The sequence below is a fragment of the Lentzea sp. NPDC059081 genome (genome assembly GCF_042738015.1).
Taxonomy (GTDB): domain Bacteria; phylum Actinomycetota; class Actinomycetes; order Mycobacteriales; family Pseudonocardiaceae; genus Lentzea.
Genome location: NZ_JBHYGW010000001.1, coordinates 632387 through 655500 on the forward strand (window position 1 = coordinate 632387; position 23114 = coordinate 655500).

A 23114-nucleotide genomic window follows, 5' to 3' on the forward strand; every position below is an offset into this window, starting at 1 on the left:
TTGACATGCGGAGAGTGCGCAAACCGGTGCCGAGCTGATTCGGGAGCGTCGACATGGCCGAGGTACCCGCCACCCCGTACGAGGCCTACATCCGCCTGCCCGAACTCAGTCGCACCTGGCCCGACCTGTCGGCGGGGGTGGACCTGATCCGGTTCGTGTGCGGGTTTCAGGCCGTCGAGCTCCACCTCCGCCTGACCGAGCAGATCCTCGACGACCGCAGGCCGGCTGCCGACACACCCCGCAGACTGGACGAGGTGGTCCGCGGCGCGGCGGCCGGCTTGAGGTACGTCGCCGCGGGCCGAGCGGACGCGCACCCTTCCAGACCGGTCTCCGGGGGGACTCCCCTGTCCGCGGAGGCGAGGCGCATCCTGCGGCGCTTGCCGGCGCGCCACCAGCGAACCCTCGACGAACTCCTCGACGGACTCACCTGGCCGGGGCCGGAAGACCACGTTCTCGTGCGTCCGGACGAGGTGCACGCCCTGCGGGACTTCCCGTGGCAGGGCCCGGAGGACGCGATGTTCCGTTCCGTGCACCAGATCACGGAGTGCTGGCTGCACATCGCGTTGAGCGAAGGCGCGGAGGCCGCCGAGTGCGTCGGGACGGCGGACTGGCGGGCGGCAGCGGCACACGTCACCTCCGCGGCCGGTGCGGTCCGGCTGGCGATCGACACGAACGACCTGCTCGAGCTCATGGTGCCCGCGGACTTCCACCCGCTCCGGGTCCGCCTCCGCGACGGCACGGCAGCACACTCGACCGCGGCCAGGCGGATGATGAGGCTTCCAGCGGAACTCACCACGCTCCTCTCCGGCGGCTCCCGGGACCAGGCCGTGCTGTTCGACCTGCTGGACCAGCCGGACCGCGACCTCGACCGGTACGCCTACCTCCGGTCCGTGTCCGAGCTCGCCAAGAGGGCGCAGACCTTCCTGTGCCACCACTACCTCCTGGTGCTCGACATGCTCGGCACCGACACCAGGGGCACGCTGGGGCAGGAGGTGCGCAAGCTCGCCGAACGCGCGACCAGACCTGTCGTCCCCGACCTCGACCAGGCCCGGCACGACGTGGCGCTGTTCGCGAGCCTCGAGCACGGTGCCACGTCGGGCACCTTGTCCAGCTCCAGCGAAGCCGCGGCCGGAATCCGCCTGCCGGCTTCCCGTCCTGGACTTTCCGACTGCCCCGACGCCGCGGTCCGCCAGGGGATCAGCCGCTACTTCCGCGCGATAGCCGAGCGGGAGCCGTCCGCCTGGGTCGCGTTGTTCGCCCCGGTGTCCGGAACGCTCTTCGACGTGCGCGGCACCCGTCCCCACGTCGGCGCCCAGAAACTCCGGCTCTTCATCGGTTCGACCTTCGAGGCGTTCAGCGAGATCCGGCACACCTACGTCATCGACTCGATCGACCGCGGTGTCGCCGACGTGCGGTGGACGGTGGACGCGGTGTCCTATCTGGGCACGAACGCGACGTTCACCGGAACCGAGAGGTTCTACTTCAGCACCACGGGCGAGATCGCACGCGCCGACGCCGAGTGGGATCCAACCGACGTCGCACGGCAGATCCGGCCCGGCCGACCACGAACATGACGCGGCCGGCCACGACAAGCACGGGACGGCTCGGGAAACCTGCGTCCAGCCGCTGATCCTGTTCACGATCCGGTCTCAGCGGCACCGAACCGCAGGCGTCACGTGATGATCCCGGCGCGCAACGCGGCCAGCACCATCGCGGGCCGGCGCCGCTTGCCCAGCTTCCTGCCGAGCCGCCGGAGGTGGTCCCCCACGACCTTCTGCGGCAGGCCCGTGCTCACACTGATCTCCGGGTTCGACTGGCCTTCCGCAACCAGCTCGAGGACGCGGATCTCCGCGGAGCTCAGCAGCGGTGAGCGGACGGCGAGCGGCGTATGGCACCCCGGCTTGGTCAACCAGGAATCCGCTCCTGCCACAACGGCTTCACGGACGTCCGCCTCGTTCTCCACGAGCGCGATGATCGCCTGCGTCCCTTCCGCGCGCAGCCCGCCGATCAGTTCCACAGCGGTCGACAGCTTCACGTCCACCAGCACCAGGTCGTGCCGCACCGGCCGGCCGGGCAGATCTGCACCGAAGCTGACCGAGTGCACACCGGTCGACACGAGCAGATCCCTGATCGAGGCGCGGAGTTCGTGGTCTCCGGTCATGATCAGCACGGAGTACGCGTGCTCGCCGCAACCATCAGGGACTCCGGTGACCATCCGCAGCACTGCCGACCTCCGCCTGCCCGTCGCGATCTACGCCCTCATGAAAGCGCGGACGTGCCGCACCGGCCCCGCTGCGAGGGCACTTCGTCACCATCGGCCGTCGTGCGGTCGGCGAAGTAGACCTCCCGCACGACCGCCCGCAGATCAGGTTCCAGCATGTCTACGAGCTCGCTGAGCACGACGTGGTCGACGAGGCTGTCGGCGTGGTCGGGAACCTGCGAGTCGTACCGCGCCTCGTCCTCCTCGCACGCCTCCCAGAGCTTCACCTTCCGCGTTCGCGCCTGGTCTATCAGGATGTTGCGCGTCACGGTCGTGAGCCACGCCCAAAGGCAACCGCGGGCGTCCAGGGTGTCGGCGTGCCGCCACGCACGCACCATGACCTCCTGGACGACGTCTTCCGCAGCGGACCAGTCCTTCGTCCGCCCCGCCACGAAACACCGCAGGCGTTGTCCGTAAGTGGCGAACAACGACCTGATGAGCTCATCTCGCACGCTGTCCTGCTGCATCGTCGACCACCTGCCGGGCCACGGATCAGAATCGTTACCCGCAAAGAGAACCACGTCATCACCGCCATCAGGCCGACAAGTCCACGGCACCCGGCGCACGGCGGGAGAACACCCGCCAGTCCGCCACCGGTTTGCCCAAAAGCGTTGTCCTCAAAGTCTTTCTGGACCGCCATGGGATCCGCGCATGGCGTTTCCCCGTGGAGTGTGTCCATCCTGGACACGTTGGCGACCGGAGCTCCCGACCTCCGCCTCGGACCGGCTGGCCAGACGTCAGCGGGTCCGCCGACAGGTCAGGTGCCCGACGCGCGTGAGCGTCGGGCACCTGACCGCTGCGCAAGTCTCTTCACCCGCCTGAGCGCCGCCCTCCGCGAGCGCTACTACATCATCACCGCGTCCTGCAACGTGAGCAGCGACAGCTCGGCCGCATCGGAGACGTCACTCAAGGCCAACCGAGACGCCTGCTGGTCGGCCATGCGCTCGAACACCCTGCGCGCGGTGCGCCCGTTGCCGAACGTGCCGTCCTTCGGAATCTTCTCGAAGTACTCCAGCAGGGCTGCCGCAGCTTCGTCGTCGAGCCGGTAGTCGTGCCGCACGCACTGGGACCGCACGATGGTCACGAGCTCATCGGCCGTGTAGTTGGCGAACTCGATGGTACGGCTGAACCGGGACTCCATACCGGGGTTGGCCGACAGGAACTGCTCCATCTCATCGGAGTAGCCCGCGGCGATCACGACGATCTCGTCCCGGTGGTCCTCCATCAGCTTCACCAGCGTGTCGATCGCCTCCCTGCCGAAGTCCGGCCCCGATCCGCCTCCACCCTGGCTGAGGGTGTAAGCCTCGTCGATGAAGAGCACCCCGCCCATCGCGGTCGTGAAGGCCTCTGTGGTCTTGATCGCCGTGCCACCGATGATCTGGGCCACCAGGTCGGCCCGCGCCACCTCGACCAGGTGCCCCTTCTTCAGCACTCCCAGGTCGGCGAGGATGCGCCCGTAGAGACGAGCCACCGTCGTCTTGCCGGTTCCGGGAGCACCGGCGAACACGAGGTGCCGTGCCATCGGCGGTGCCGACAACCCGGCGTCCTTCCTGCGCTTGGCCATCTTGTTCAGGTTGATCAGGGAGTTGACGTCGTTCTTCACCCCTGCCAGCCCGACGAGGGCCTGCAGCTCCTCGAACGGGTCCTTGGCCGACTTGGCGCGCTGCCGCGTGCCGTCCGGTCCGGCCGGAGTGGCGGGGGCGTCGGCGACCGCGGCGGTGCCGTAGCTGTCGGGCACAAGATTTCCGCTGGTGATCACGTCGACCACCTCGATGGCGGAGCCTGGTTTGGTCTGGCGCACCCCACTGCCCCGGTTGTCCCGGACCGTGCACCCGCGAACCTTCACGGCCTCGGCGGTGTCCAGCCTGATGCCGTCCGAGGCGCCACCGGAGAACTCGGAGTCGAGGACCGAGCCGGAGGCGCCTTCGGAGAAAACGGTGCCGTAGCCGGCGCTGTGCAGCACCCGGCAGCGTTGCAGCGAGACGTCCGCCACCCCGCCGACCAGAACGCCGTCACCTCCCACGTGCTCGATCGCGCTGTCCGCCAGTGCCAGTGCCGCACCGAGAACGCTGATGCCGGCACCCGCCGTCCTGCGCACGCTCAGGCCCGTGGCGACGAACCTGGCGGACTCGCTGACCGACAGACCGGCCTCCCCGCCCTCCACCTCGGAGCTCTTCAGCGTGCCGCGGGCACCGCCAGCCACCGAAACTCCACTGCCGCCGCAGCCGGACACCCTCAGGCGGCGCAGCAGCGGGTCGGCGCCGCCGTCCACCAGGACACCGGACGACGTGCAACCCGACACGTTCACGCGGTCGAACTCGGTGGTGCTCCGCGCGCTGACCGCGACTCCCACACCGTCCACATCGGACACGTCGCAGCCCGAGACCGTTCCACCGGCGCGGCCGCCGAAGTAGAGTCCGCGTCCGCGCACCTCGCGCACGATGCACCCCCTCACCAGCGGAGCACAGCCCTCGGCGACGAACACGCCTTCCGCTCCCGCGCGCTCGACCCGGCACTCCTCCAGCACCACCTCGCCGCTGCTCGCCAGGTAGAAGCCGATCGCGGCGGCGTCGGTGACCGCCAGCCGCGTCGCCGCCAGGGTCGCTTCCTGCTCCACCGCGACGGCGGGCTTGTTCGTACCGGACACCGCGGAGTCCTCGACGGTCAGCCGGCCCCGGCCGTTCAAGCAGATCCCGTTGCCGTCCGCGGTCTTCACCTCGCACGCGCGCATGCGCAGCCTGCCGCCGTCGGCCACCACCACACCGGACGTGCCGAGGTCCACGAGAAGGCACCCGTCCACCACGTTCTCCTGCGCGGACGTGACGACGATGCCCGCGCCCGCGGCGTTGCGGACCTCGCAGTCCCGCATGACCACGCTTCCCTGGTCACGGGCGAAGACGGTGGCCCAGCTCGACGCCTGCAAAGTGCATTCCGTGATTCCCAGCTGGCCGCCGACCGCGAGCACGGCGGGGGCCTCCGAGTCCGCGGTCGACACGACGAGACCGGACAACGACACCGACTCGGAGAACAACGACACCGCGATGCCGGAAAAGGCGGTCAACCGCACCGAACCCAGTCCGTCTTCGGCCGTGATGGAAACAGGTTTTGTCAGAACGACATTTTCGTTGTACTCACCCGGAGCGACAACAATGAGCGATCCCTCGGCCGCATCGGCCACCGCGTCACCGATCGTGCGATATCCGCGTCCAGGTGTCGGCGAGACCACGAGCATGTTCCGACTCACGTTCCCGCTCCTCCGCTTCACTCCCCCGAGCACCCGCGCTCACAGCCCGGAACACGCAGGTGGGACACCTCGACCACAGTAGGGCGCCGTCCCGGCTGTGACCGTTGCCGAACCGGGAGGAGGCGCGCACCGGAGGGACAACCCTCACGAAAGCGCGGGACTGCCCGCTTCGCGGGACGCTATATTGGGATTCGCTCGCTCCGGAGCCCTCGGACATCACCGATCACGCGCCCCTTCCGGATGCACAGCAGTGGAGGTCTGACGTGCCGGAAAGTTCCGTGGCAATGCACAACACGTTGACAATCCTGACCGGACCGGCGGGCATCGGCCGCACGACGAAACTCGCTGAAACAGCGGAGAAGACCACTGGGGCAGGCGGCGCCGTTTTCTCGATGCGTTTCACCGAAGGTGGCGCCGCCATGCCGACGCACTCCTACGCCGCCGGCACGCCGGCCCAGCAGTCGGCTCTTGCCGGGACGGTGCCCAACTGGTCCGCGATCGGACCGATCGCGGGTGCGTGGCACAACAGGGAGATCGCCGACCGGGCGGCCATTGCGACGGCTGCGGCACTGCTGCGTCTGGGCGGCGAGGTGGTGCTGCTCATCGACGACGCGCAGTGGATCGACCTCGACTCGCTCGCGGCACTCGCCGCTCTCGCGCAGCGGCTCGCGGGCACCTCCGTGCGCTGCGTGTGCGCCGTGCGGACGCTGTCCGACGCCGCGAGGCCGGAGCTGCTCACCGTCCTGCACGATCTGCGCCGAGCTGGATTGGTCGACACCGTCCGCCTGCCGCGGTTGTCCCGCCGGCAGGTCTTCCAGCAGATCTTCACGACGCTGCAGGCCACGCCCGAGCCCGCTCTGGTCGACGAGGTCCAGCGGCTCGGCAGGGGCGTTCCGGCCGCCGTTCGCGATGCGATCGAAGTGGTGTGCCGCAAGGAGAACGTCAGGATCGTCGACCGGTCTGCCTACCTCGTGGGACTCGCACCCCCGACCACCCCCCTCACCAGCGACCAGCTCCTCCGGCACATCCGCGGACGGGACCCCCTCGTCTGGAGCGCGGCCAAGGCCGCCGCCGTGCTCCACCCGCTCGGACCCGCACTGCCCCGGCTCATCGCCCGCACGCTCGACACCACCACCGCCATAGCCCACGACCTGCTCGACGAGCTCGTCCACACCGGCACCCTGCACCGCGGCAAGCACAACACCACCTGGCGCTTCACCACCCCCGTCACCGCCACCACCATCACCGCCACGCTCGGCCCCTTCGAACAACGCCACCTCGCCGCCACCGCCGTCAACGCCCTCTGGAGCGGCACCGCCCGCACCTCCGACCCCCACTACCTGCCCGACAACATCACCAATGCCGGCAACCTCGTCGACCGCCGGCACGCGCTCGAGGACCTCCTCCACCACGCCGGCGACACACCCCACCTCGACGCCGCACGCCGCTGGCTGGCCGCCGCCGTGAAGCTCGCCGCCGACCGGCCGAGCCGCGCCAGGGTCCTCTTCAGGTACATGTCGGTCTGCCACCAGGCGGGTGACTACCCGCAAAGCCTGCAAAGCTCGCTCTCCCTGCTCGACGACCACAGCGACCTCCTGTCCCCCGAAGCCGCGCAACAGGCCCAGATCGTCGTCGTGCAGGCCATGCACGGCACGGGTGACGTGGCCGGTGTGCTGGACATCGCCGAACTGCGGCGCAGCTGGTGCCAGGGACCCGAGCACACCGTCGTCACCAGGGCGGTGGCGTACGCGGCCCTGGGCCGGTGGCCGGACGTCGCGGACCTGCTCACCGGCGAGGATTACGTCTGGCGAGACGGCAACACCGTGTCGGCGGCTCTCGGACAGACCGTCTGCACGCTGGCCGCGCTGTGGAGCGGGAACTCGGGGAAGCTCTCGCTGGAGAAGGCACTGCGTCACCTGTGGCAGACCGACGGCCGCGCGGACGGCGGGCTGGACGAGCTCAACTGGCGGCTGATGGCCGCCCTGGTGGTGGGTGAACTGTCCGCGGCCGAGAAGCTGCTCGCCCACGAGAGGCTGCAGGTGGGTGAGAACCTCCTGCCGCTGCCCTCACGGGCGATGCTCGCGGTCTACCGGGGTGAGGCGGACAAGGCCGTCGACCTCACCCGCAGGGCGGTGGCGGCCACCGGTGACCGCTACGACTCCGCGCACACCGCCATGGTCATGGTCGCCGTCGGGCTCTTGGCGGCACAGGGGCGTGTCACCAGTGCGCGCGAGCTGCTCACCAGGGCGAAGAGCGCGTCCCCGTCGCTGGGCCACCTGCTGACCATCGCCGAGGGCCTGTTCGCCAGGGTGCTCGGGGACGACGAGCAGGCGACGGCCCTCCTGAACGACGCGCTGGAGCAGGCCACGAGCCGCGGCCTGCTGGTCGGCCTCGACCTCTGCCGGCAGGAGCTGGTCGATCTCGCTCTCGAAGCCGGTGACCGGCAGGCGGCGGAACGCGGCTTGTCCGCCCTGGAGCAGGTGACCGCCGCGATGCCGACCGAACGCGCCAAGATGTACGCGCTGCTGGCGAAGGCCCTGGTGCACAAGGACGCCTCCGCGGCGAACCAGTGCGTCCAGGCGGCGCGCGAGCGCCTGCAACCCTTCGAGCAGGCATCGGTCTTCTCCCGGCTGGTCCTGCGCGGCGTCGCTCCACCCGAGCTGCTGGTCGAGGCCTACGACATCATGGGCGAGCTCAACGGCCTGCAGATCCGCGCGATCCTCCGCATGGCGATGCGCTCCCGCGGCATCACCATCCCCGGACGGCAGGAGGTGGTCGCGGAGAACGAACAGCTCCTCGCCAACCTCGCCTCCGGCGGCCTGAGCAACAAACAGCTCGCCATGGCGTTGCGCACCAGCGAGAAGAGCATCGAAGGCAGGCTCAGCAGGCTCTTCACCCGCACCGGCTACCGCTCCCGCATCGAACTCGCCACCGCCATGGTCAACGGCACCTACGAGCCGCCGAGCGTGTGACACCGGCAAGCCGGCGTCCGTCGCGGATGTCGCCGAGCAGGCCGGACGGCAGGGCGACAACGGAACGCGCCCGTCACCGCGAGGTCCCGACCCTGTACCCCCGACCTGGGACCGACCGGCGACCCACCGACCAGGCCGACACCGAAGTGCGTGTCCAGCCCGGTCACCGGTACGAACACCAGTTCCCGTTCACCCGACGTGCCGGCCGGCGCAGGAGCTCCGTTCCTCACTCCGCGCAGCGGCAAGCTCGCGGAATCGGGGAACTTCCCTCAGCTGGGAGCACATCTCGCCGATCAGATGAGTCCCGCTCTCATCGCGTAGGCGACGGCGTGCGACCGGTTCCTGAGCTGCAGCCTGCCTATCAGGGCCGAGATCACGCCCTTGATGGTCCGCTCGGAGTATCCCAGCGCCGCCGCGACCTCGGCCGTGTCGTTGCCGTTGGCCACCAGCCGGAGGACGTCGATCTCCCTTGGCGCCAAACCGAAGCGGTCCGTGCCGTTGATGTTGGTGAACTCGTGGTGCAGTCGCTGCACCTGTGCCATGAGATCGGCGAGCATGGTGGGTGGCATGACGGCGCCTCCCGCCGCAGCGGTCAGCACGGCGTGCACCAGGCGTTCGACCGTCACCGTGGTCCGCTGCATGACGGCGACCACCTTGCACTCGACGATCGTGAGGAGGTCCTTGTCGCTGAGCTCGTCGACCACGAGGACCGCCGTGCGGTACAGCGCTGACTCCTGCCTCAGCCTGGCGATGAACGAAGGCCGCAGCTTGTCGACGGCGAGGACGACGACCTGGGCTGACTCGCGTTCGGCAGCGGGGAGGACGACGAGGCCGGAGTGCGTCTCCAGTGCACCCTCGATCCCGATCCGCATCAGCTCCTCCGATGCCTGAACGACAACGCCGACCTTCTCCACCGCAGCCTCCTGAGCCACCGGACCGAATTCGGCCACCTGATGGGCGGCCTCACCCCGTGTTCGCCCAGACGGTAGGGCCGTGGAACCCGCACAACCGGACGGGAGAAGTTCCGGCACCGACAACGAGGAGAACCACTCACGGACGTCCAGCCGGGCCACCCGATGGCCGAACCGCCATCACGTCGTGGTCCAAGGGGACGAGAACCCGCTCTCACCTTCACCCGCGGGCCGGTCCCGTGCTGTGCTGTGCGACCGCTACCGCACGCCGCGATCAGCGCGTCAACCTCCTGTCCCCAGTCGAGCCGTCGGGGTGCACCGTGCCCATCACCGAGAGCCGCAGCCGGCCACGGCTCGGAAGCCACGCGAGAACGTTGCGCATCGCCGTGCAGTGCGCCGGCACCGATCTCCGCAGCGTTGCACATCTCCCCGCAGGGACAAGGCTTGTCCTGTTGAGTGATTCGCTGAGCAGGCAGACCGAACCACCGCTCGTCTTCGCGCGCCTGTTCGCGGTCGTCGTCGCCGGCGCGGCAGGCGGCTCACCGCAGGCCGCGATGCCGGTGTCGGTGATGTCCTCCCTGTGGTGGGCCGGAATCGAGGCGCAGTCGAACCGCGCCTCGACGGAACTGCCGCTGCGCCATCTCCGGACCCTCCGGATAACGGAGCCCCTCCGTCAGGCGTGGGCGGACGACCTGGAACAGGCCGCCGCGTTCCCGGAGCCGCACCCGCTCGGACACGACGACGTCGAGCAGGTGCTGAAACCGGGAGCGAGCAACAGGAACACCGCGTACGCGCGCGACGCACTCATGGCGGCACGGACCTGCGGTGTGGCGGACACTGCGGAGTGGTACGCGTTCGGCTGCCTCTACGGACTTCTGGTGGACCAGGCCGCCGCGAACTCCGGCGGACCGAGCGAGATCCCACCGCTGCTGGTCGCTCACGCCTGCTCGCTCATGGACGAACGCCGGCGCGGCCACGTGCGGCAGCTGCGGCACGACGCGACCTGGGACGTTGTCGCCAAAGCCACACTGCGAGACGTCTTGACCGCGCCCGCCGCCGTGGAGCTGTACAACGAAGAGGTCCGGCGACTCCACTCACGTGCGCTGGCGGTGTTGGCCCGCTCCGGTCAGCCGAATCCTTTCAGCGCTTTGCTGCGTGCCCGGCTCGACGGGCTGCTCCAGCACTCGGGCGTGCGTCCGCGTGAGGTGGTCGGCGTGTTCTCCGCCTAGCAACTACTGGTTCGCATTCGCCGAAACCGTTCAGGATCCCGCGAGCGGGTGAACGTTCGGGAAGTCTTCTCGATACAAAGGACGTGAATCTCGTGCCGAGCTGTCGGCGACGCCGCTGGCACGTGACCCTGCGAGGGTGACCAAACCCGCGAGCAGTCGAACAGCGCGGCCCGCGCCGGACATCGAGGGCCAGCCATGAGTGTGTGGGACACCTGCGCGGACGGAACCTTGGTCGGCGTGATGCCGAGCGAGGAGATCACCTGCCTGAGGTCGTACGCCACCGGCTACGTCCAGCTGGCCGAGTACGGACTCAGGTCGTGTTCCTGGGTCGAAGGGCACACGGTGGACAGCGGCAGGCTGTTCCCCGGTGCGGCCATCCTCGACGAACGGATCATGGCCATCGTGCGCGCCAACGTCCCCGCCGAGTCACCCGACTGGGAGATCGCGCTCCTCGCTCCGGACTGCCTGCTGGAGGGGATCGAGGCCGCGGAGCGAGTACGCCGCACGTTGCCCGAACACGACAGTGTGGTCGTCCTGACCGCACCGGAAGACTTCCACGCCTGGTCCAGGTTGATCGGCGACGTCCTCGCCGCGATCGTGCCGTACGCGGCCGGTTCCTCCGCCCGGACGCGGCAACGCGCTGCCGAGACCGAGGACTGGCTCCGCTCGCTCCGCGAAGTGGTGATGCCCAGTGCGGCGGCGTGGGGCGCCCGCTGAAGCGACCGCGGACCGGTGACGCGTCTCCGGCCCTATGCGGTTGGCGCAGAACCACTTCATCGACGAGTGGAGCTCGGAACGTACGGCCGGCACGGCGCGGGCACGGCCGGCACGGCGCGGGCACGGCCGGCACGGCGCGGGCACGGCCGGCGCCGCAGCGGGAGTTCGCCGCGGAACCGGTGGGAAACAGGCGAAAGGTCGCGTCACTGCTCGCCGAACCCCGGTCCCCCGGCGAGGCTCGACGCGACCAGGCCGTAGCGGGTGCGGCACCCGGCCTTGGCGAAGAGCTTCGTGAGGTGCTTCTCGACGGTCTTCACGCTGATCCGCAGCTCACTGGCGATCTGGCGGTTGGTGCGCCCCGCACGGACCAGGTCCACCATCTGCAGCTCCGTGTCGGAGAGGTGCGAGCGGCTGGCTCGCCGCGCCGGCACGACCATTCCGTTGTCGCCCATCACTCTCCTGGTCATGGCCGAGAGCCTCGTCGCACCGATCAGCTCGGCGATCTCGTACGCCTCGTCCAGCCAGGGGCGCGGTTCCCCGGTCGCGCGCGCCATCACCTGGCAGGCCAGCGCGAGTTCGACCCGGCTCCCACGCCCGCGAATCATCTGTTCCGCGGCCTGCGCCGAAGGTACCGACCTCTCCAGCAGACCGCGGATGAAGTGCAGTGCCGTCAGGAGCTCGGTCGACCTGTGTGCGGTGTACCTCCTGGCGGCTTCTGCCAGGACGTCGCGCCCCTCTCGGGTGCCGCCGGTGCCGACCGACAGGGTCGCCAACCGTCGCAGCAGCCGCGCCGCGTCCACCTCGGTGGCCGCCTCGTCACCCGCCCAGCGTTCGTACGCCGACCACCCCACCTGCCAGGCCTCCTCGTCGTCGCCCGTGTGGTCGAGCAACCCGACGCGGACCCAGGCGCGGAACAACGGACGGGTGCCGTCCTGCGGTACCGCCTCCACCCAGCTCCGTGCCTGCCGGTCCGCTCCCTTCCAGCCGCACATCTCGGCGGCGAGCAGCCGGGCACCGCACATCATCACGGAATCCGCGCCGGACTCGACGAGCTCCAGCTGCCGGGCGGCGCTGAGCGCCCTCTCCCAGTCACCTCGGTCGTAGCCGTTCAGCACGCGGTGGTACAGCGCGACGGGCCCTTCGCCGGGCACCGCGTACTCACCGCCGAGCGCGGCGCGGAGAGCAGGCACCAGGTCCCTCTGGGCACAGGCCGCGCGCATGTCGTCGGCGGTGGAGGCGTTCGCGGTCCAGGTGGTCTGCGGTGCGATCCCCCCGCTGTCGCGGTCGCCTGCCGGGGCGAAGCTCAACGCGACGTCGACGGGGTCGGCGTCGTGGCCGGCGAACCACCTGTCGGCGAAGGCGAGGGAAGCCGGCGCGGCACCGGTCTCCACCAGCGCGGTGCGCAACCGCGTGGGAACCGATTGTCCTGTGTGGACGTGTGCGAGAGCGGCGAGGCGCATGAGCTCCACCGCCTCGTCCTGCTCGAAGGAACCGCCTTCCGCCACCACCTCGTCCACGAACGCGGCCAGCTGCCGGTGGTCGCCCACCCGCACGAGCGACCCGCAGATCTCCTGCCGCAACCGGACCTCGGCCGGTCCGCGACCCGCGTGCCACCACGCCGCACGGCGGATCGCGAGACGGGCGTGCTCCGTCGCCGCGTTCCTGGCCGCTTCCTCCAGCAATAGCGGTACCAGGTCGGGACGGGCGCGCATCGCCCTTCCCGCCGCGGCGACGTGGCCGGCGACCGCGCGGCTCCAGTGCGGGGTCCGCCACTCGTCCTCCAGCAACTGCTCCGCCATCGACCGGTGCAGGAGGAGAATGTGGTCCGCCCCCGTCTTCTCCGCCACGGCCGCGACGAGTGCCGGCACGGGGCACGTCACCAGTCCGGCGGGATCACAGCTGAGCGCGCCCGCCAGGACGAGGACGTCCATCGCGTGCCCGTACGCGACGACGCTGCGCCCGGTGCACTCCGCGATCGCCGGCAGGTCGTCGAGGCAGAAACCGACCTCCGCCGCGGCCAGCAGCACGAGGTCCCTGCCCGCCTCCGCGAACAGCTCGACCAGGTTGCACAACTCGTGCTCGGCCGGCAGGGCCACGGGCTCCAGGAGATCTCGCAGGACCAGCTGACCGCGCACCTGGACGAGACGGCGGCGGCGGCGCAGGTCGCCGAGCACGGCCACCACCGTGCCGGGATTGCCGCACAGCGACCCCAGGGCGTCGCGCAGCCGCCGACGCACGGAGAGGTCCGCCGGCGCGCCTGCGGCCTGGCCCAGCACCGCCTCGATCTCGTCGTCGCTCATCGGGGGGAGGTCGACCACCTGGTCGACGCGCGAGCACAGGTCCGCGGCGGACACCGAGCCGGAGTCCGCGCACGAGGCGACGACGAGGTGCCCGGCACCGACGACCGGCGCGAGTCCGATCACCGGGTGGTCCATGCGGTCCGCGTCGTCCACGAGGAGCGCCACGGCGCCCCGGCGGCGGATCAGCGCGAACAACGAACTGAGCGAGCTCAACATCACGTGGCGCCGCCACGACGAGGCGTAGGCCCCAGGGGTGCACACCCTCCTGAGCGAGTCGAGGGAGTCGATGATCGTCGCGTCGTTGCCGAACGCGTCCAGGTTCGACCGCACGGCGTCCATCACCGTCGTGATCCGGTACGCGTCCCACACCGGCCTGCTGTCGTCGTCGCACCGGACCTGCAGGACGACGGTGCCCGACTCGGCGAGGTTCCTCGCGAGCTGCCCCAGCACCGCGGATCTTCCGCTGCCGCTCGCGCCGCGCACCACCCGCAACGCCGGGCTGTGGCCGTCCCACCGCAACGCGTCGAGCTGAGCCGAGCGTCCGACCAGTTCCAGGCGCTGGAGCATCGCTCGTGGCCTCCTGTCCGCCGCAGACCGTCATCAAATCACATGGCGGAACCGGCCCACTGGACGAAACCTCGGCTCTGCACGGCGGGACCGCGCGAGGTCGAAGCGCGCGCCGCGTCACCGTTCCGGCGTCACCGCTCCGCCTGCGCGGGCTGCTCGGCATGCTCGGGCGGTACCGGTTGCCCGGCCCGCTCGCCTGCCTGCCGCCACGCCGCCTCCGCCTGCTCCTGGACGTCGGTGAGGTGCCGGCCGGTGACCAGTGCGACCTTGCCTGCCAGACCGACGAGGTTGGAACTGCTCTTCGCGTCGCTGACGGTCTTGACGCCGGCGAAGAGACGGGGGTGGTGGTTCTTCAGCCACTGCTCGACGAACCGCACCTTCTGCCGCGAGCCGGCCAGCCCGACGTCGTCGAGCCAGCGCTGGTGCCGCTTCATCCACGACACCTCGTAGTCCCCGATCCACGAGCGCGGCTCGGCCGGAACGGCGCGCTCGGCCGCCGCCGGTGAGGACCGCCGCACCGCAGCCGATGGCAGAGCCGGCGCCGACGACGGAGCCGGAGCGTGCGCGGGCCGTGCCGCGGAGGAGGTGCGCAGTTCCCGCAGCCGGTACGCGGTCCGCGCGGACAGCTCACGCGCTTTGCCGATCTTGGCCATCGAGCGCACCACGGCCGCGACGGCGGAGAGCACGCACTTCGTCACGCCGACGACGATCGAGACGCCCGCCGTGATCCAGGAACAGGCGATCGCCATGAGCATCGTCGCGACGATGTCCCCCAGCACCGACGTGACGATGTCCCTGACCAGTGCGCGCACCGCGGCGATCACGGCCATCGTGGTCTCCACGAGGTATCCGGCGGTGTCGACCGACTCCGCGGCGGCGTCGACGCGCACACGCAGCTCGTCGGCGGCGAAGCGGAAGCTGTCCGCGCTCTCCCCCGACCACGAGTCCTCCGCCCGCCGGACAAGCCCGGCCAGCTCCTCGGACGCGCGCCGCACCGACTGCGCGTCGCGGTGCAGGGTCTGCGCCATCAGCTTGATCTCCGGAGGGTCGCCGGCGATCAGGTCGAGCGGTGCGCGCAGGAACGCGACGTGCTCGATGAGCCATCCCAGCCCGGCGGCGACGAGCTTGCCCAACGGGTCGATGGCCGTCGCCGCCAGGTCCAGCGCGAGCGCGACGGACCCGATGCCGAGCTCAGCGGCCACCGCACCGACGTCACCCTCGTGAGCCCGCCGCACGGCCTTGGCGACGAAGCCGGCGGAGTCGAAGATCCCGGCGCCGGCCGACCAGTTGCCGGAGTCGACCTCGAGCTGCCCCACGGTCACCCACCCCCGGACGGGACAGACGGGACGTCGCCCTTCGGCTTGTTCGAAATCTTCATGCGATTCCGCTCGATCGGCAGCACGTGCCGACGATCATTCATGCCACCCGTGAACGAACCCGCAAAGCGAAGTGAACCGCGCACCAACATCGGACACTGCGAGGTTCCGGAAACGCCTTTTCACACCGCGAAGTAGTCCTTTTCCCCAAAGTGCCCCGCTCCCTGCACCCGATAACACCGCACCTCGGTTCGCTGCACGAAGGACACCAGTTCAACGCACGATCGACGCTGACCGTTGTGACCGTCACTCCACACTGCTGTTGTTTCCGCGGAATGCGGTGTGCTGCCGATCCGACTGTTGCCGGCGACCTGGAAGAGGAGCACCAAAGGATGAGGAACCACGCGGTGGTGCTCGGAGCGGGCATCGGCGGGCTGGTGGCCGCCGCCGCACTGCGCGAACAGTTCGCCGAAGTCACCGTCGTGGAACGCGATCTGCTCCCTCTCTTGGCGATGACCAGGCGCGGAGTGCCGCAAGGCGCCCAGGTCCACGGCCTGCTGGCGCGAGGCATGACCGCCCTCGGCGAGCTGTTCCCGGGTTTCGACGCCGAACTGCGGGAGCTCGGGGCGCCGCACGGCGACATGCTGGCGGACATCCGCTGGTACTTCGACGGTCACCTGCTCCACCCCGCTTCCTGCGGCCTGACCGCCTTCGGCGTCAGCCGGCCGGCACTCGAGCACCTGCTCGGGACACGGGTGCGCGGGTTCTCGAACGTCCACCTGCGCGACGGCACCGCGGTGCGGGGTCTCGCCACCGGCGACGGCCGCGTGACCGGCGTCCGGCTCGACGACGGCGTTCTCCGCGCCGACCTGGTGGTGGACGCGACGGGACAGGGCTCGCGCACACCGGTCTGGCTGGGCGAGCTCGGATACCCGGTTCCCACCAGGGACGAGGTGCGCGTCGACGTCTGCTACGTCACCCACCTGGTGCGGCGGAAGGCAGGACACCTGGACGGCAGGATCGGCGTCGCGCTGGCGTCCTATCCGGACAGGCCGCTCGGCGCGTTCGTCCTCGCGCAGGAGGGAGACACCTTCGCCGTCATGACGAGCGGGCGCAACGGCACCGTGCCGCCGGTCGACCACGACGGACTCGTCAGGTGGATGCGCCGGCTCGGCGCACCGGACGTCGCGGAGATGGTGTCGACGGCCGAACCCGTCGGCGAGCCGCGGTTGATGCGCTATCCCGCGAGCAGGAGGTACCGGTACGAGCGGCTGCGGTCCTTCCCGGACGGCTACCTCGTCATGGGGGACGCGTTGTGCTCGTTCAACCCGCTCTACGGGCAGGGCATGACGGTCGCGGCGATGGAGGCGCTGTTGCTGCGCAGGCTCCTGTCCGCCGGGGACGACCGCCTGGCGCCGCGGTTCTTCCGCGAGGCGGCACGACTGCTCGACGCGCCGTGGCGGCTGGCGGCCGACGCCGACATGCGGTTCGGCCCCCAGCCACCGGCGAAGAGGGCCGTCAGCTCGTACCTGGGCAAGCTGTACCGGGCGGCCGCGCACGACCCGGTGCTGAGCACGCGGTTGTTCCGGGTCGCGAACCTGCTCGACTCCCCGGCACGACTGCTGCGGCCGGGCACGGCGCTACGGGTGCTGCGAGGTGCCCGGTCCTGAAGGAAGGCGCTCACGGACGCCGACCCCGTGCTGTCCGTTCCTGCGGTCGGGTGACCCGTCAGATCAGGCCGGCTCTCATCGCGTAGGCGACGGCGTGCGAACGGTTGCGCAACTGGAGCCGTCCCACCAGCGCCGAGATCACGCCCTTGATGGTGCGGGCGGAGTACCCGAGCGCGGCGGCGACCTCGTCGGTGTCGTTGCCCTCGGCGACGAGCCTCAGCACGTCGATCTCCCTGGGGGCGAGGCCGTGGAGGTTCGTCCCGCTCTGGTCGACGAACTCGCGGTGCAGTCGCTGCACCTGGGCGATCAGCTGCCCGAGCAGGGCGGGGGGCATCAACGCACCGCCAGCGGCCGCGGTCAGCACGGAGTGGGTCAGCCGGCCGGGAGTGACGTGCGATCGCGGCAGCACGGCCATGACCTTGCACTCCACCATCGCGAGGAGGTCCTTGTCGTTCAGGTCGTCCACCACCAGGACGACGGGGGTGCCGAACTCCTCGTAGTCACGGCGCAGCTTGGCGATGACGGGCGGACGGGGTGTGTCGACGGCCATCAGCACGACCTGGGCGCGCTCGCGCTCCTCACTCCCCAGTACCTCGATCCCGCTGTGGGTCGCCAACGCGCCCTCCGCGCCGAGCTGCATCAACTGATCGGGTGCCTGAACCACCACGGTGACCTTGTCCATAGCTGCCCTCCTGAACCACCAGACGAACACACGCACCTCGTAGGCACTCATTCACCTGGTGTGAACGTAGGACAGGGCCTCGTGCCCGATAGGCCCGCAAGATCTGCCGACCCCAACAAGGGGGCAAACCACTCGCGGACTTCCGGCCCTCGCCCGGATGCCGATCCGCCCTGTCAGGACGACCGCTCCGGTACGGACGCACCACCCCGGGGCGGTTGCCCCGCGGTACCTCGGCACCCGCACTTCGGGGACCACGCACGCCCGGCGCTGCCCGAACGACGCGCTCGTCCCGCGCCGAGCAACGTCACAGCCCGCGGAGTCCTTGCACCCCGCCGTTCCACTTGCTGTCCTGACCTCGTCCGCGACGAAGCGGCCGCGGACGTGCGGGCGGAAGGTGACGGCGTGCTGACCGGACGGATCATCAGGTTCGACGACGCGAAGGGCTTCGGCTTCATCGCACCGGACGGAGCGAGCGGGCAACCGGACGTGTTCCTGCACGTGAACGGCTTGACCGACCGGTCGAAGCCGATAGAGGCGGGTACCAGGGTGGCGTTCCAGATGATCGAGGGTCAGCGTGGTCTCAAGGCCTACGACGTCCGGGTCCTGAGCGAGGACGAGGCGGCGCCCGGCGAATCCGCGCTCTCCGCCGCACAACAGCCCGACCTGCCGGAGGCGGACATGTGCGACGCCCTCTCCCGCACCGAGCTCGCTTCCGAGCTCACCGAGCTCATGCTCACCGAGGTGCCCTCGTTGACGGGAGCGCAGATCGTCGAGCTCCGCACCGCGCTCGTCAGGTACGCGAAGTCGCACGAATGGATACTCGACTGACCGCGCGGAGGTGAGCGTCGTGCCCAGGCCGACGGCGAAACCGGAACTGCACCGATGTCCACCACCGGAAGGCACAAGGTGCAGCACGCTGGAAAGCACGAGACCGCCGGTTCACGATGAGAAACGCGAAACCGGTGCGGAGGAACGGAAGTCACCGGTCGCACCGTCGGCTGTTCGGCGGATGAACCCACCGGCAGATGACCGTCCCCAGTGGAGAGCGCCATGACCGCGACCACCGACGTCGGGCTGGCCGACCTCCGAGACCGGATGGCCCACCTCGACATGCAGATCATCGAACTCGTCCGCGAGCGGATCGCCCTGTCCGACGAAGTCAGGAGCATCCGGCTGGACGCGGGAGACACCAGGGCCGACCTCTCAGCGGAACGCACCACCTTCCGCACGTACCGGACGAAGCTCGGGCTGCACGCCACGGGCCTCGCCCGGTCTCTCCTCGTCCTCTGCGGCGGCACGCTCTGACCCGGCGAGCAACGACCGGAGTCCGGTGAGGACGGCGCATCGACGTACGGCAGCACACCTGAGGACCTGCGACCAACTCCGGCACACAACCGGTGACGCAGAGCGACGACACGGGTTCCCCGTTGCTACGTCCCGGTGACAGGACTGACGTTCGCCCACAAGGGACGTATCATCCCCGAATGCGTTGAGCGGCGGGGGTTCTGTGTCTAACGGCGGCAGGAAATCGCGTCCCACCATCGGAATGGTCACGGTCGGCCCTCTCATCGAACTCGCGGGTGAGCAGTGGCGCGGTGTCAGCGACGGCGCCCGGCACCTCGGATGTGACCTGCTGTGCTTCGCGGGCAGCGAGCTGCACCACCCGGACCGGCACAAGAACCGCGCCAACGCCGTCTACGACCTCGTCTCCCCCGAGCACGTCGACGCCCTCGTCGTGTGGACCACGCGGCTGGGGCAGCTCGCCGGCGAGGACGGCGTGCTGGAGCACGTGCGGCGGTACGCGCCCATCCCCGTCGTCAGCGTCGAGACCCCGCTCGCGCGGTGGCCGAGCATCGTCATGGACAACCGCCACGGTATGGAGCAGGTCGTCGACCACCTCGTCGAGGTGCACGGCAAGCGCAGGATCGCGTTCGCCAGAGGACCGCGGACCCACGCGGGCGCCCAGGAGCGTTACCACGGATACCTCGACTCGCTGCGCAAGCACGGTATCGCGTTCGACCCCGCTCTGGTGACAACCCACGACTCGTCCTCGTGGGAACCGGGAACGGCGGCGAACGCGGTGCGCGAGCTGCTCGCGAGCGTCGTTGAACTGCCGGACGGCTTCGCCGCGGCCAACGACGACTACGCCATCGCGGTCGTGTCCGCACTGGAGTCGGCGGGTCTGCGCACTCCTGCGGACATCGCCGTCGTCGGGTACGACAACTACACGAACATGCGCACGCGCGATCTCGGCTACATCTCCGAGGGATCGGTGTCCTGGGTCCTGAGCACGGTGAACATCGACGCGTCGACGCCGTCGTTCACGACGGTGCGGGCGCCGTTCCACGAGATGGGCTTCCGCGCCGCGGAACTGGCGCTGGCGCTCGCGAAAGGCGAGCCCACGCCCCAGCTGGAGATCATGCCGACCGAACTGGTGGTGCGCAGGTCGTGCGGGTGCCTGCCGTCCGAGCACGGCCGCCACGCCCCCGCGCGCGGCCTGCCGGGCCACCCCCCGCCCACGACCGCGACGACGGTCGCCGACCGGCTGCACGCCTCCCTCGGACCAATCGCGGCGACGATGCCGGAAGGATGGGCGGAGCGGCTCGTCGGGGAGCTGCTGGCGGTCGGCCGCGGACAGGCCGACGGCGCGGACTTCCTCGAACTGCTGGCGGACTACATCCGCCTCAGCGCACGCGCGGGAGGTGACGCGGCCCGGTGGTGGTCACCGCTGCTGGACCTGCGCCGGTTCGTGACCGCCGATGTCACCGCCCCGGCGATCATCGAGGACCTGTGGCTGCGCGTGCAGCTCCTGGTCGGCGACGCGTTCGCGGCGGACGCCCGGTTCACCTACCTGTCCCAGGAGCGCCACGACCAGACGGTGCGCGAGGCGGGGCAACGGATCCTCGCGTCCCGGGACGTCAACGAACTGACCAAGGCGCTGAGCGAGGAACTGCCCCGGCTCGGCATCCCCGGCTGCCACGTCATGGCCTACGACGGCCCGGGCACGGTGCGAGCGCTCGTCCGGTACGAGAACGGCGAGCTCCTGTCCGCGCCGGAGTCGCCGTTCCCGATCCGGGAGCTGACGCCGTACCCGTTGCACCGCGCCGAACCGTTCAGCGCGCTCGTCGCGGCGCTGCACACCGACGAGCGGCAGCTCGGTTACGTGATCTTCGAGAAGGGACCGGAGCCGGGCTGGATCTACGAGGCCGTCCAGCAGCAGCTCAGCAGCGCGTTGCACGGCATCGGGCTGCTGCAGGAGCTGAAGGACGCACGCGAACGGCTGGAGGAACGCGTCGACGAGACCGAGGCACAGCTACGGCACGCGCAGAGGCTGGAAGCCATCGGCAGGCTCACCGGTGGTATCGCGCACGACTTCAACAACATCCTCACCGTCATGAACGGCAACAGCGAGATACTGCTGGAGCACACGATCGAGGACGATCCCCGGCGCGCGGCGATCGAGGACATCCAGCGCGCGGGTGACCGGGCGGCCGACCTCACGCGGCAGCTGCTCGCGTTCACCCGTCAGCAGGTCCTGCACCCGGAGGTCCTGGATCTCGCGGTGAGCCTGACCGAGATCCACTCGATCCTGCGCACGCTGGCGGGCGACCGCATCGACCTGGTGCTGCGTGTGCGGGACGACGTGGCACCCGTGTCCGCGGACGCCGGCCAGATCGAGCAGGTGCTGTTCAACCTCGCCGTCAACGCGCGTGACGCGATGCCCGCCGGCGGCACGCTGACGATCTCCCTGGAGAACCGCGTTCTCACCGGTGACGACGCGGACGGGATCGTCGGCGTGCAGCCCGGTCAGTACGTCGTGCTGAGCGTCGAGGACACCGGCACCGGCATGACCGCGGAGGTGCGGGCGCAGGTGTTCGAGCCCTACTTCACGACCAAGCCGGTCGGCAAGGGCACCGGGCTCGGCCTGTCCACGGTGCTCGGCATCGTGCAGCAGTCGGGCGGGCAGATCGAGCTGCGCAGCTCGCCGGGGGAAGGCACCGCGGTGGAGGTGTACCTCCCGGCGCACCTCGAAGGCGACAGCGCGCCGGCCGCACCGCCCGCGCACCGCGCCGCCGCGCACCGCGGTGTCGGCACCGTGCTCCTCGTGGAGGACGACCCCCAGGTCAGGGCATTGGCCCGGCGCTCGCTGGAGTCGGCGGGCTACGAGGTGGTCGAGGCGGGCGACGGCATGGAGGCGTTGCAGAGTGCTACGGCACACAGCAGCGCGATCGACCTGGTGCTCACCGATGTCGTGATGCCGAAGATGGGTGGCCCCGAACTGGTCCGGCAGCTGCGCTCCGGCGGCGCCACTCCTGCCGTGATCTACACGTCGGGCTACACGAGCGAGGAGTTCCTCGACGTCGAGGTGCTGATCACCAAGCCGTACCAGCAGGCCGAGCTGCTCGAACGCGTGCGCGAGGTGCTGGCTCAGGAAGTCTGAGCGCTCTGCTCCATCACGGCGGAGATGGTCTCCTCCAGCGTCTTCAGCCGGAACGGCTTCTGCAGGAAACCGGCCACGGAACGTCCCGCCAACCGGCGCTGCATCGACTTGCGGTCGTGACCGCTCGTCAGCACCACCGGCACCGCCACGCCGGCGCTCGCCATCTCGTCCAGGACGTCTTCGCCGGACAGGCCGGGCATGGTCTGGTCGAGCAGCACGACGCTGATGGTCTCCGCCCGCGACCGCAGGATCGCGATCGCCTCGGCACCGCCACTGGCCTGCAGAACCTCGTGGCCAAGCCGCTTCAGCGAGGCCGCGGTGTACTTCCGGACGGAGTCGTCGTCCTCGACCACGAGCACCAGTCCGGCTTGCCGCATGCGCGTCAGTATGTCAGAACGCATTCTTCCCTCAGCCTCACGAAACGGAAGGAACGGGGGTGCACTCGCACGACCCTCAGCGCTTCCGGCCTTGACAGGGCCAGCAGCGCCGTGAGGACCACCGGCTCGAACTCCAGGACGGATCGGCCCCTCCTGTCCGGAACGACTCACACGACGTTCACCGCTATCGCGCGGATGGGATGACCGATCATCAGAGCGGCGAAGGTGGGCCGACAAGCCCGGTGACCGCCCTCTGCACCTTGGTTCAACGAGGTTCGTTCGATCGCGCAGCGGCAGAGCTGCCGCTGTCGAGGCCGCCGGTGGCGATGTCCGGCGGGACACGGTCCGGCGTTCGAACGTACTGGAACCTTGTGGGCTTGGTCGCCCAGGCACGACTGTGATCAGCGACCGGACTTCGAGCCCACAGG

General features: G+C 70.0%; 16 protein-coding genes. 8 read left to right on the forward strand and 8 right to left on the reverse strand.

What is annotated here, in order from left to right; translation table 11 throughout:
- Positions 1 to 53 precede the first annotated feature (53 nt).
- Positions 54 to 1574 carry a nuclear transport factor 2 family protein gene (locus tag ACFWV3_RS02930; protein ID WP_382407545.1) on the forward strand — a complete coding sequence of 507 codons (1521 nt, stop codon included), beginning with the start codon at positions 54 to 56 and terminating at the stop codon, positions 1572 to 1574.
- Positions 1575 to 1672: 98 nt separating this feature from the next.
- Here ACFWV3_RS02930 and ACFWV3_RS02935 read toward each other — a convergent pair whose 3' ends face one another.
- The 3 genes from ACFWV3_RS02935 to ACFWV3_RS02945 form a co-directional block, all read right to left on the reverse strand.
- A complete protein-coding gene (locus ACFWV3_RS02935; RefSeq protein WP_382407547.1) occupies positions 1673 to 2215 on the reverse strand; it encodes a LuxR C-terminal-related transcriptional regulator in 543 nt (180 codons plus the stop codon).
- 44 nt (positions 2216 to 2259) lie between these two features.
- The gene (locus tag ACFWV3_RS02940) at positions 2260 to 2727 is read right to left on the reverse strand and encodes a sigma-70 family RNA polymerase sigma factor (protein ID WP_382407549.1); all 468 of its coding nucleotides are present in this window, start codon (positions 2725 to 2727) and stop codon (positions 2260 to 2262) included.
- Positions 2728 to 3104: 377 nt separating this feature from the next.
- The gene (locus tag ACFWV3_RS02945; protein ID WP_382407551.1) at positions 3105 to 5327 is read right to left on the reverse strand and encodes a right-handed parallel beta-helix repeat-containing protein; all 2223 of its coding nucleotides are present in this window, start codon (positions 5325 to 5327) and stop codon (positions 3105 to 3107) included.
- Between the two features lie 461 nt (positions 5328 to 5788).
- Here ACFWV3_RS02945 and ACFWV3_RS02950 point away from each other — a divergent pair, with 461 nt between their 5' ends.
- The gene (locus ACFWV3_RS02950; protein ID WP_382407553.1) at positions 5789 to 8476 is read left to right on the forward strand and encodes an AAA family ATPase; all 2688 of its coding nucleotides are present in this window, start codon (positions 5789 to 5791) and stop codon (positions 8474 to 8476) included.
- Positions 8477 to 8769: 293 nt separating this feature from the next.
- On the opposite strand, the gene ACFWV3_RS02955 is transcribed toward ACFWV3_RS02950, so the two are convergent.
- Positions 8770 to 9390, reverse strand: a complete 621-nt coding sequence (locus ACFWV3_RS02955) for a response regulator transcription factor (protein ID WP_382407555.1) — start codon at positions 9388 to 9390, stop codon at positions 8770 to 8772.
- Positions 9391 to 9839: 449 nt separating this feature from the next.
- Here ACFWV3_RS02955 and ACFWV3_RS02960 point away from each other — a divergent pair, with 449 nt between their 5' ends.
- Positions 9840 to 10616: a hypothetical protein gene (locus ACFWV3_RS02960; RefSeq protein ID WP_382407557.1), complete on the forward strand. Its 777-nt coding sequence runs from the start codon at positions 9840 to 9842 to the stop codon at positions 10614 to 10616.
- Between the two features lie 195 nt (positions 10617 to 10811).
- On the forward strand, positions 10812 to 11333 hold the full coding sequence (locus tag ACFWV3_RS02965; RefSeq protein ID WP_382407559.1) for a hypothetical protein: 522 nt from the start codon (positions 10812 to 10814) through the stop codon (positions 11331 to 11333).
- 203 nt (positions 11334 to 11536) lie between these two features.
- Here ACFWV3_RS02965 and ACFWV3_RS02970 read toward each other — a convergent pair whose 3' ends face one another.
- Together ACFWV3_RS02970 and ACFWV3_RS02975 are read right to left on the reverse strand one after the other, a co-directional pair.
- On the reverse strand, positions 11537 to 14200 hold the full coding sequence (locus ACFWV3_RS02970) for a LuxR C-terminal-related transcriptional regulator (protein ID WP_382407561.1): 2664 nt from the start codon (positions 14198 to 14200) through the stop codon (positions 11537 to 11539).
- 131 nt (positions 14201 to 14331) lie between these two features.
- On the reverse strand, positions 14332 to 15516 hold the full coding sequence (locus ACFWV3_RS02975) for a WXG100 family type VII secretion target (protein ID WP_382407563.1): 1185 nt from the start codon (positions 15514 to 15516) through the stop codon (positions 14332 to 14334).
- 392 nt (positions 15517 to 15908) lie between these two features.
- On the opposite strand from ACFWV3_RS02975, the gene ACFWV3_RS02980 reads away from it, so the two are divergent.
- Complete coding sequence (locus ACFWV3_RS02980; protein ID WP_382407565.1) at positions 15909 to 17186, forward strand: FAD-dependent oxidoreductase; 1278 nt, start codon at positions 15909 to 15911, stop codon at positions 17184 to 17186.
- A gap of 58 nt (positions 17187 to 17244) precedes the next feature.
- Here the strand turns inward: ACFWV3_RS02980 and ACFWV3_RS02985 are convergent, their stop codons facing one another.
- Complete coding sequence (locus tag ACFWV3_RS02985; protein WP_382407567.1) at positions 17245 to 17868, reverse strand: LuxR C-terminal-related transcriptional regulator; 624 nt, start codon at positions 17866 to 17868, stop codon at positions 17245 to 17247.
- 402 nt (positions 17869 to 18270) lie between these two features.
- Between ACFWV3_RS02985 and ACFWV3_RS02990 the strand changes: the two genes are divergently transcribed.
- The 3 genes from ACFWV3_RS02990 to ACFWV3_RS03000 all read left to right on the forward strand — a co-directional run bounded on the left by ACFWV3_RS02990 (position 18271) and on the right by ACFWV3_RS03000 (position 22309).
- Positions 18271 to 18696, forward strand: coding sequence for a cold-shock protein (locus ACFWV3_RS02990; RefSeq protein WP_382407569.1), 426 nt, complete (start codon positions 18271 to 18273; stop codon positions 18694 to 18696).
- Between the two features lie 222 nt (positions 18697 to 18918).
- Positions 18919 to 19173, forward strand: a complete 255-nt coding sequence (locus ACFWV3_RS02995) for a hypothetical protein (protein ID WP_382407571.1) — start codon at positions 18919 to 18921, stop codon at positions 19171 to 19173.
- Between the two features lie 241 nt (positions 19174 to 19414).
- Positions 19415 to 22309 (forward strand): substrate-binding domain-containing protein, encoded by a 2895-nt coding sequence (locus ACFWV3_RS03000; protein ID WP_382407573.1) that lies wholly within the window; start codon positions 19415 to 19417, stop codon positions 22307 to 22309.
- Here the strand turns inward: ACFWV3_RS03000 and ACFWV3_RS03005 are convergent.
- On the reverse strand, positions 22297 to 22686 hold the full coding sequence (locus tag ACFWV3_RS03005; RefSeq protein WP_382407577.1) for a response regulator: 390 nt from the start codon (positions 22684 to 22686) through the stop codon (positions 22297 to 22299). The genes ACFWV3_RS03000 and ACFWV3_RS03005 overlap by 13 nt on opposite strands.
- Positions 22687 to 23114 lie beyond the last annotated feature (428 nt).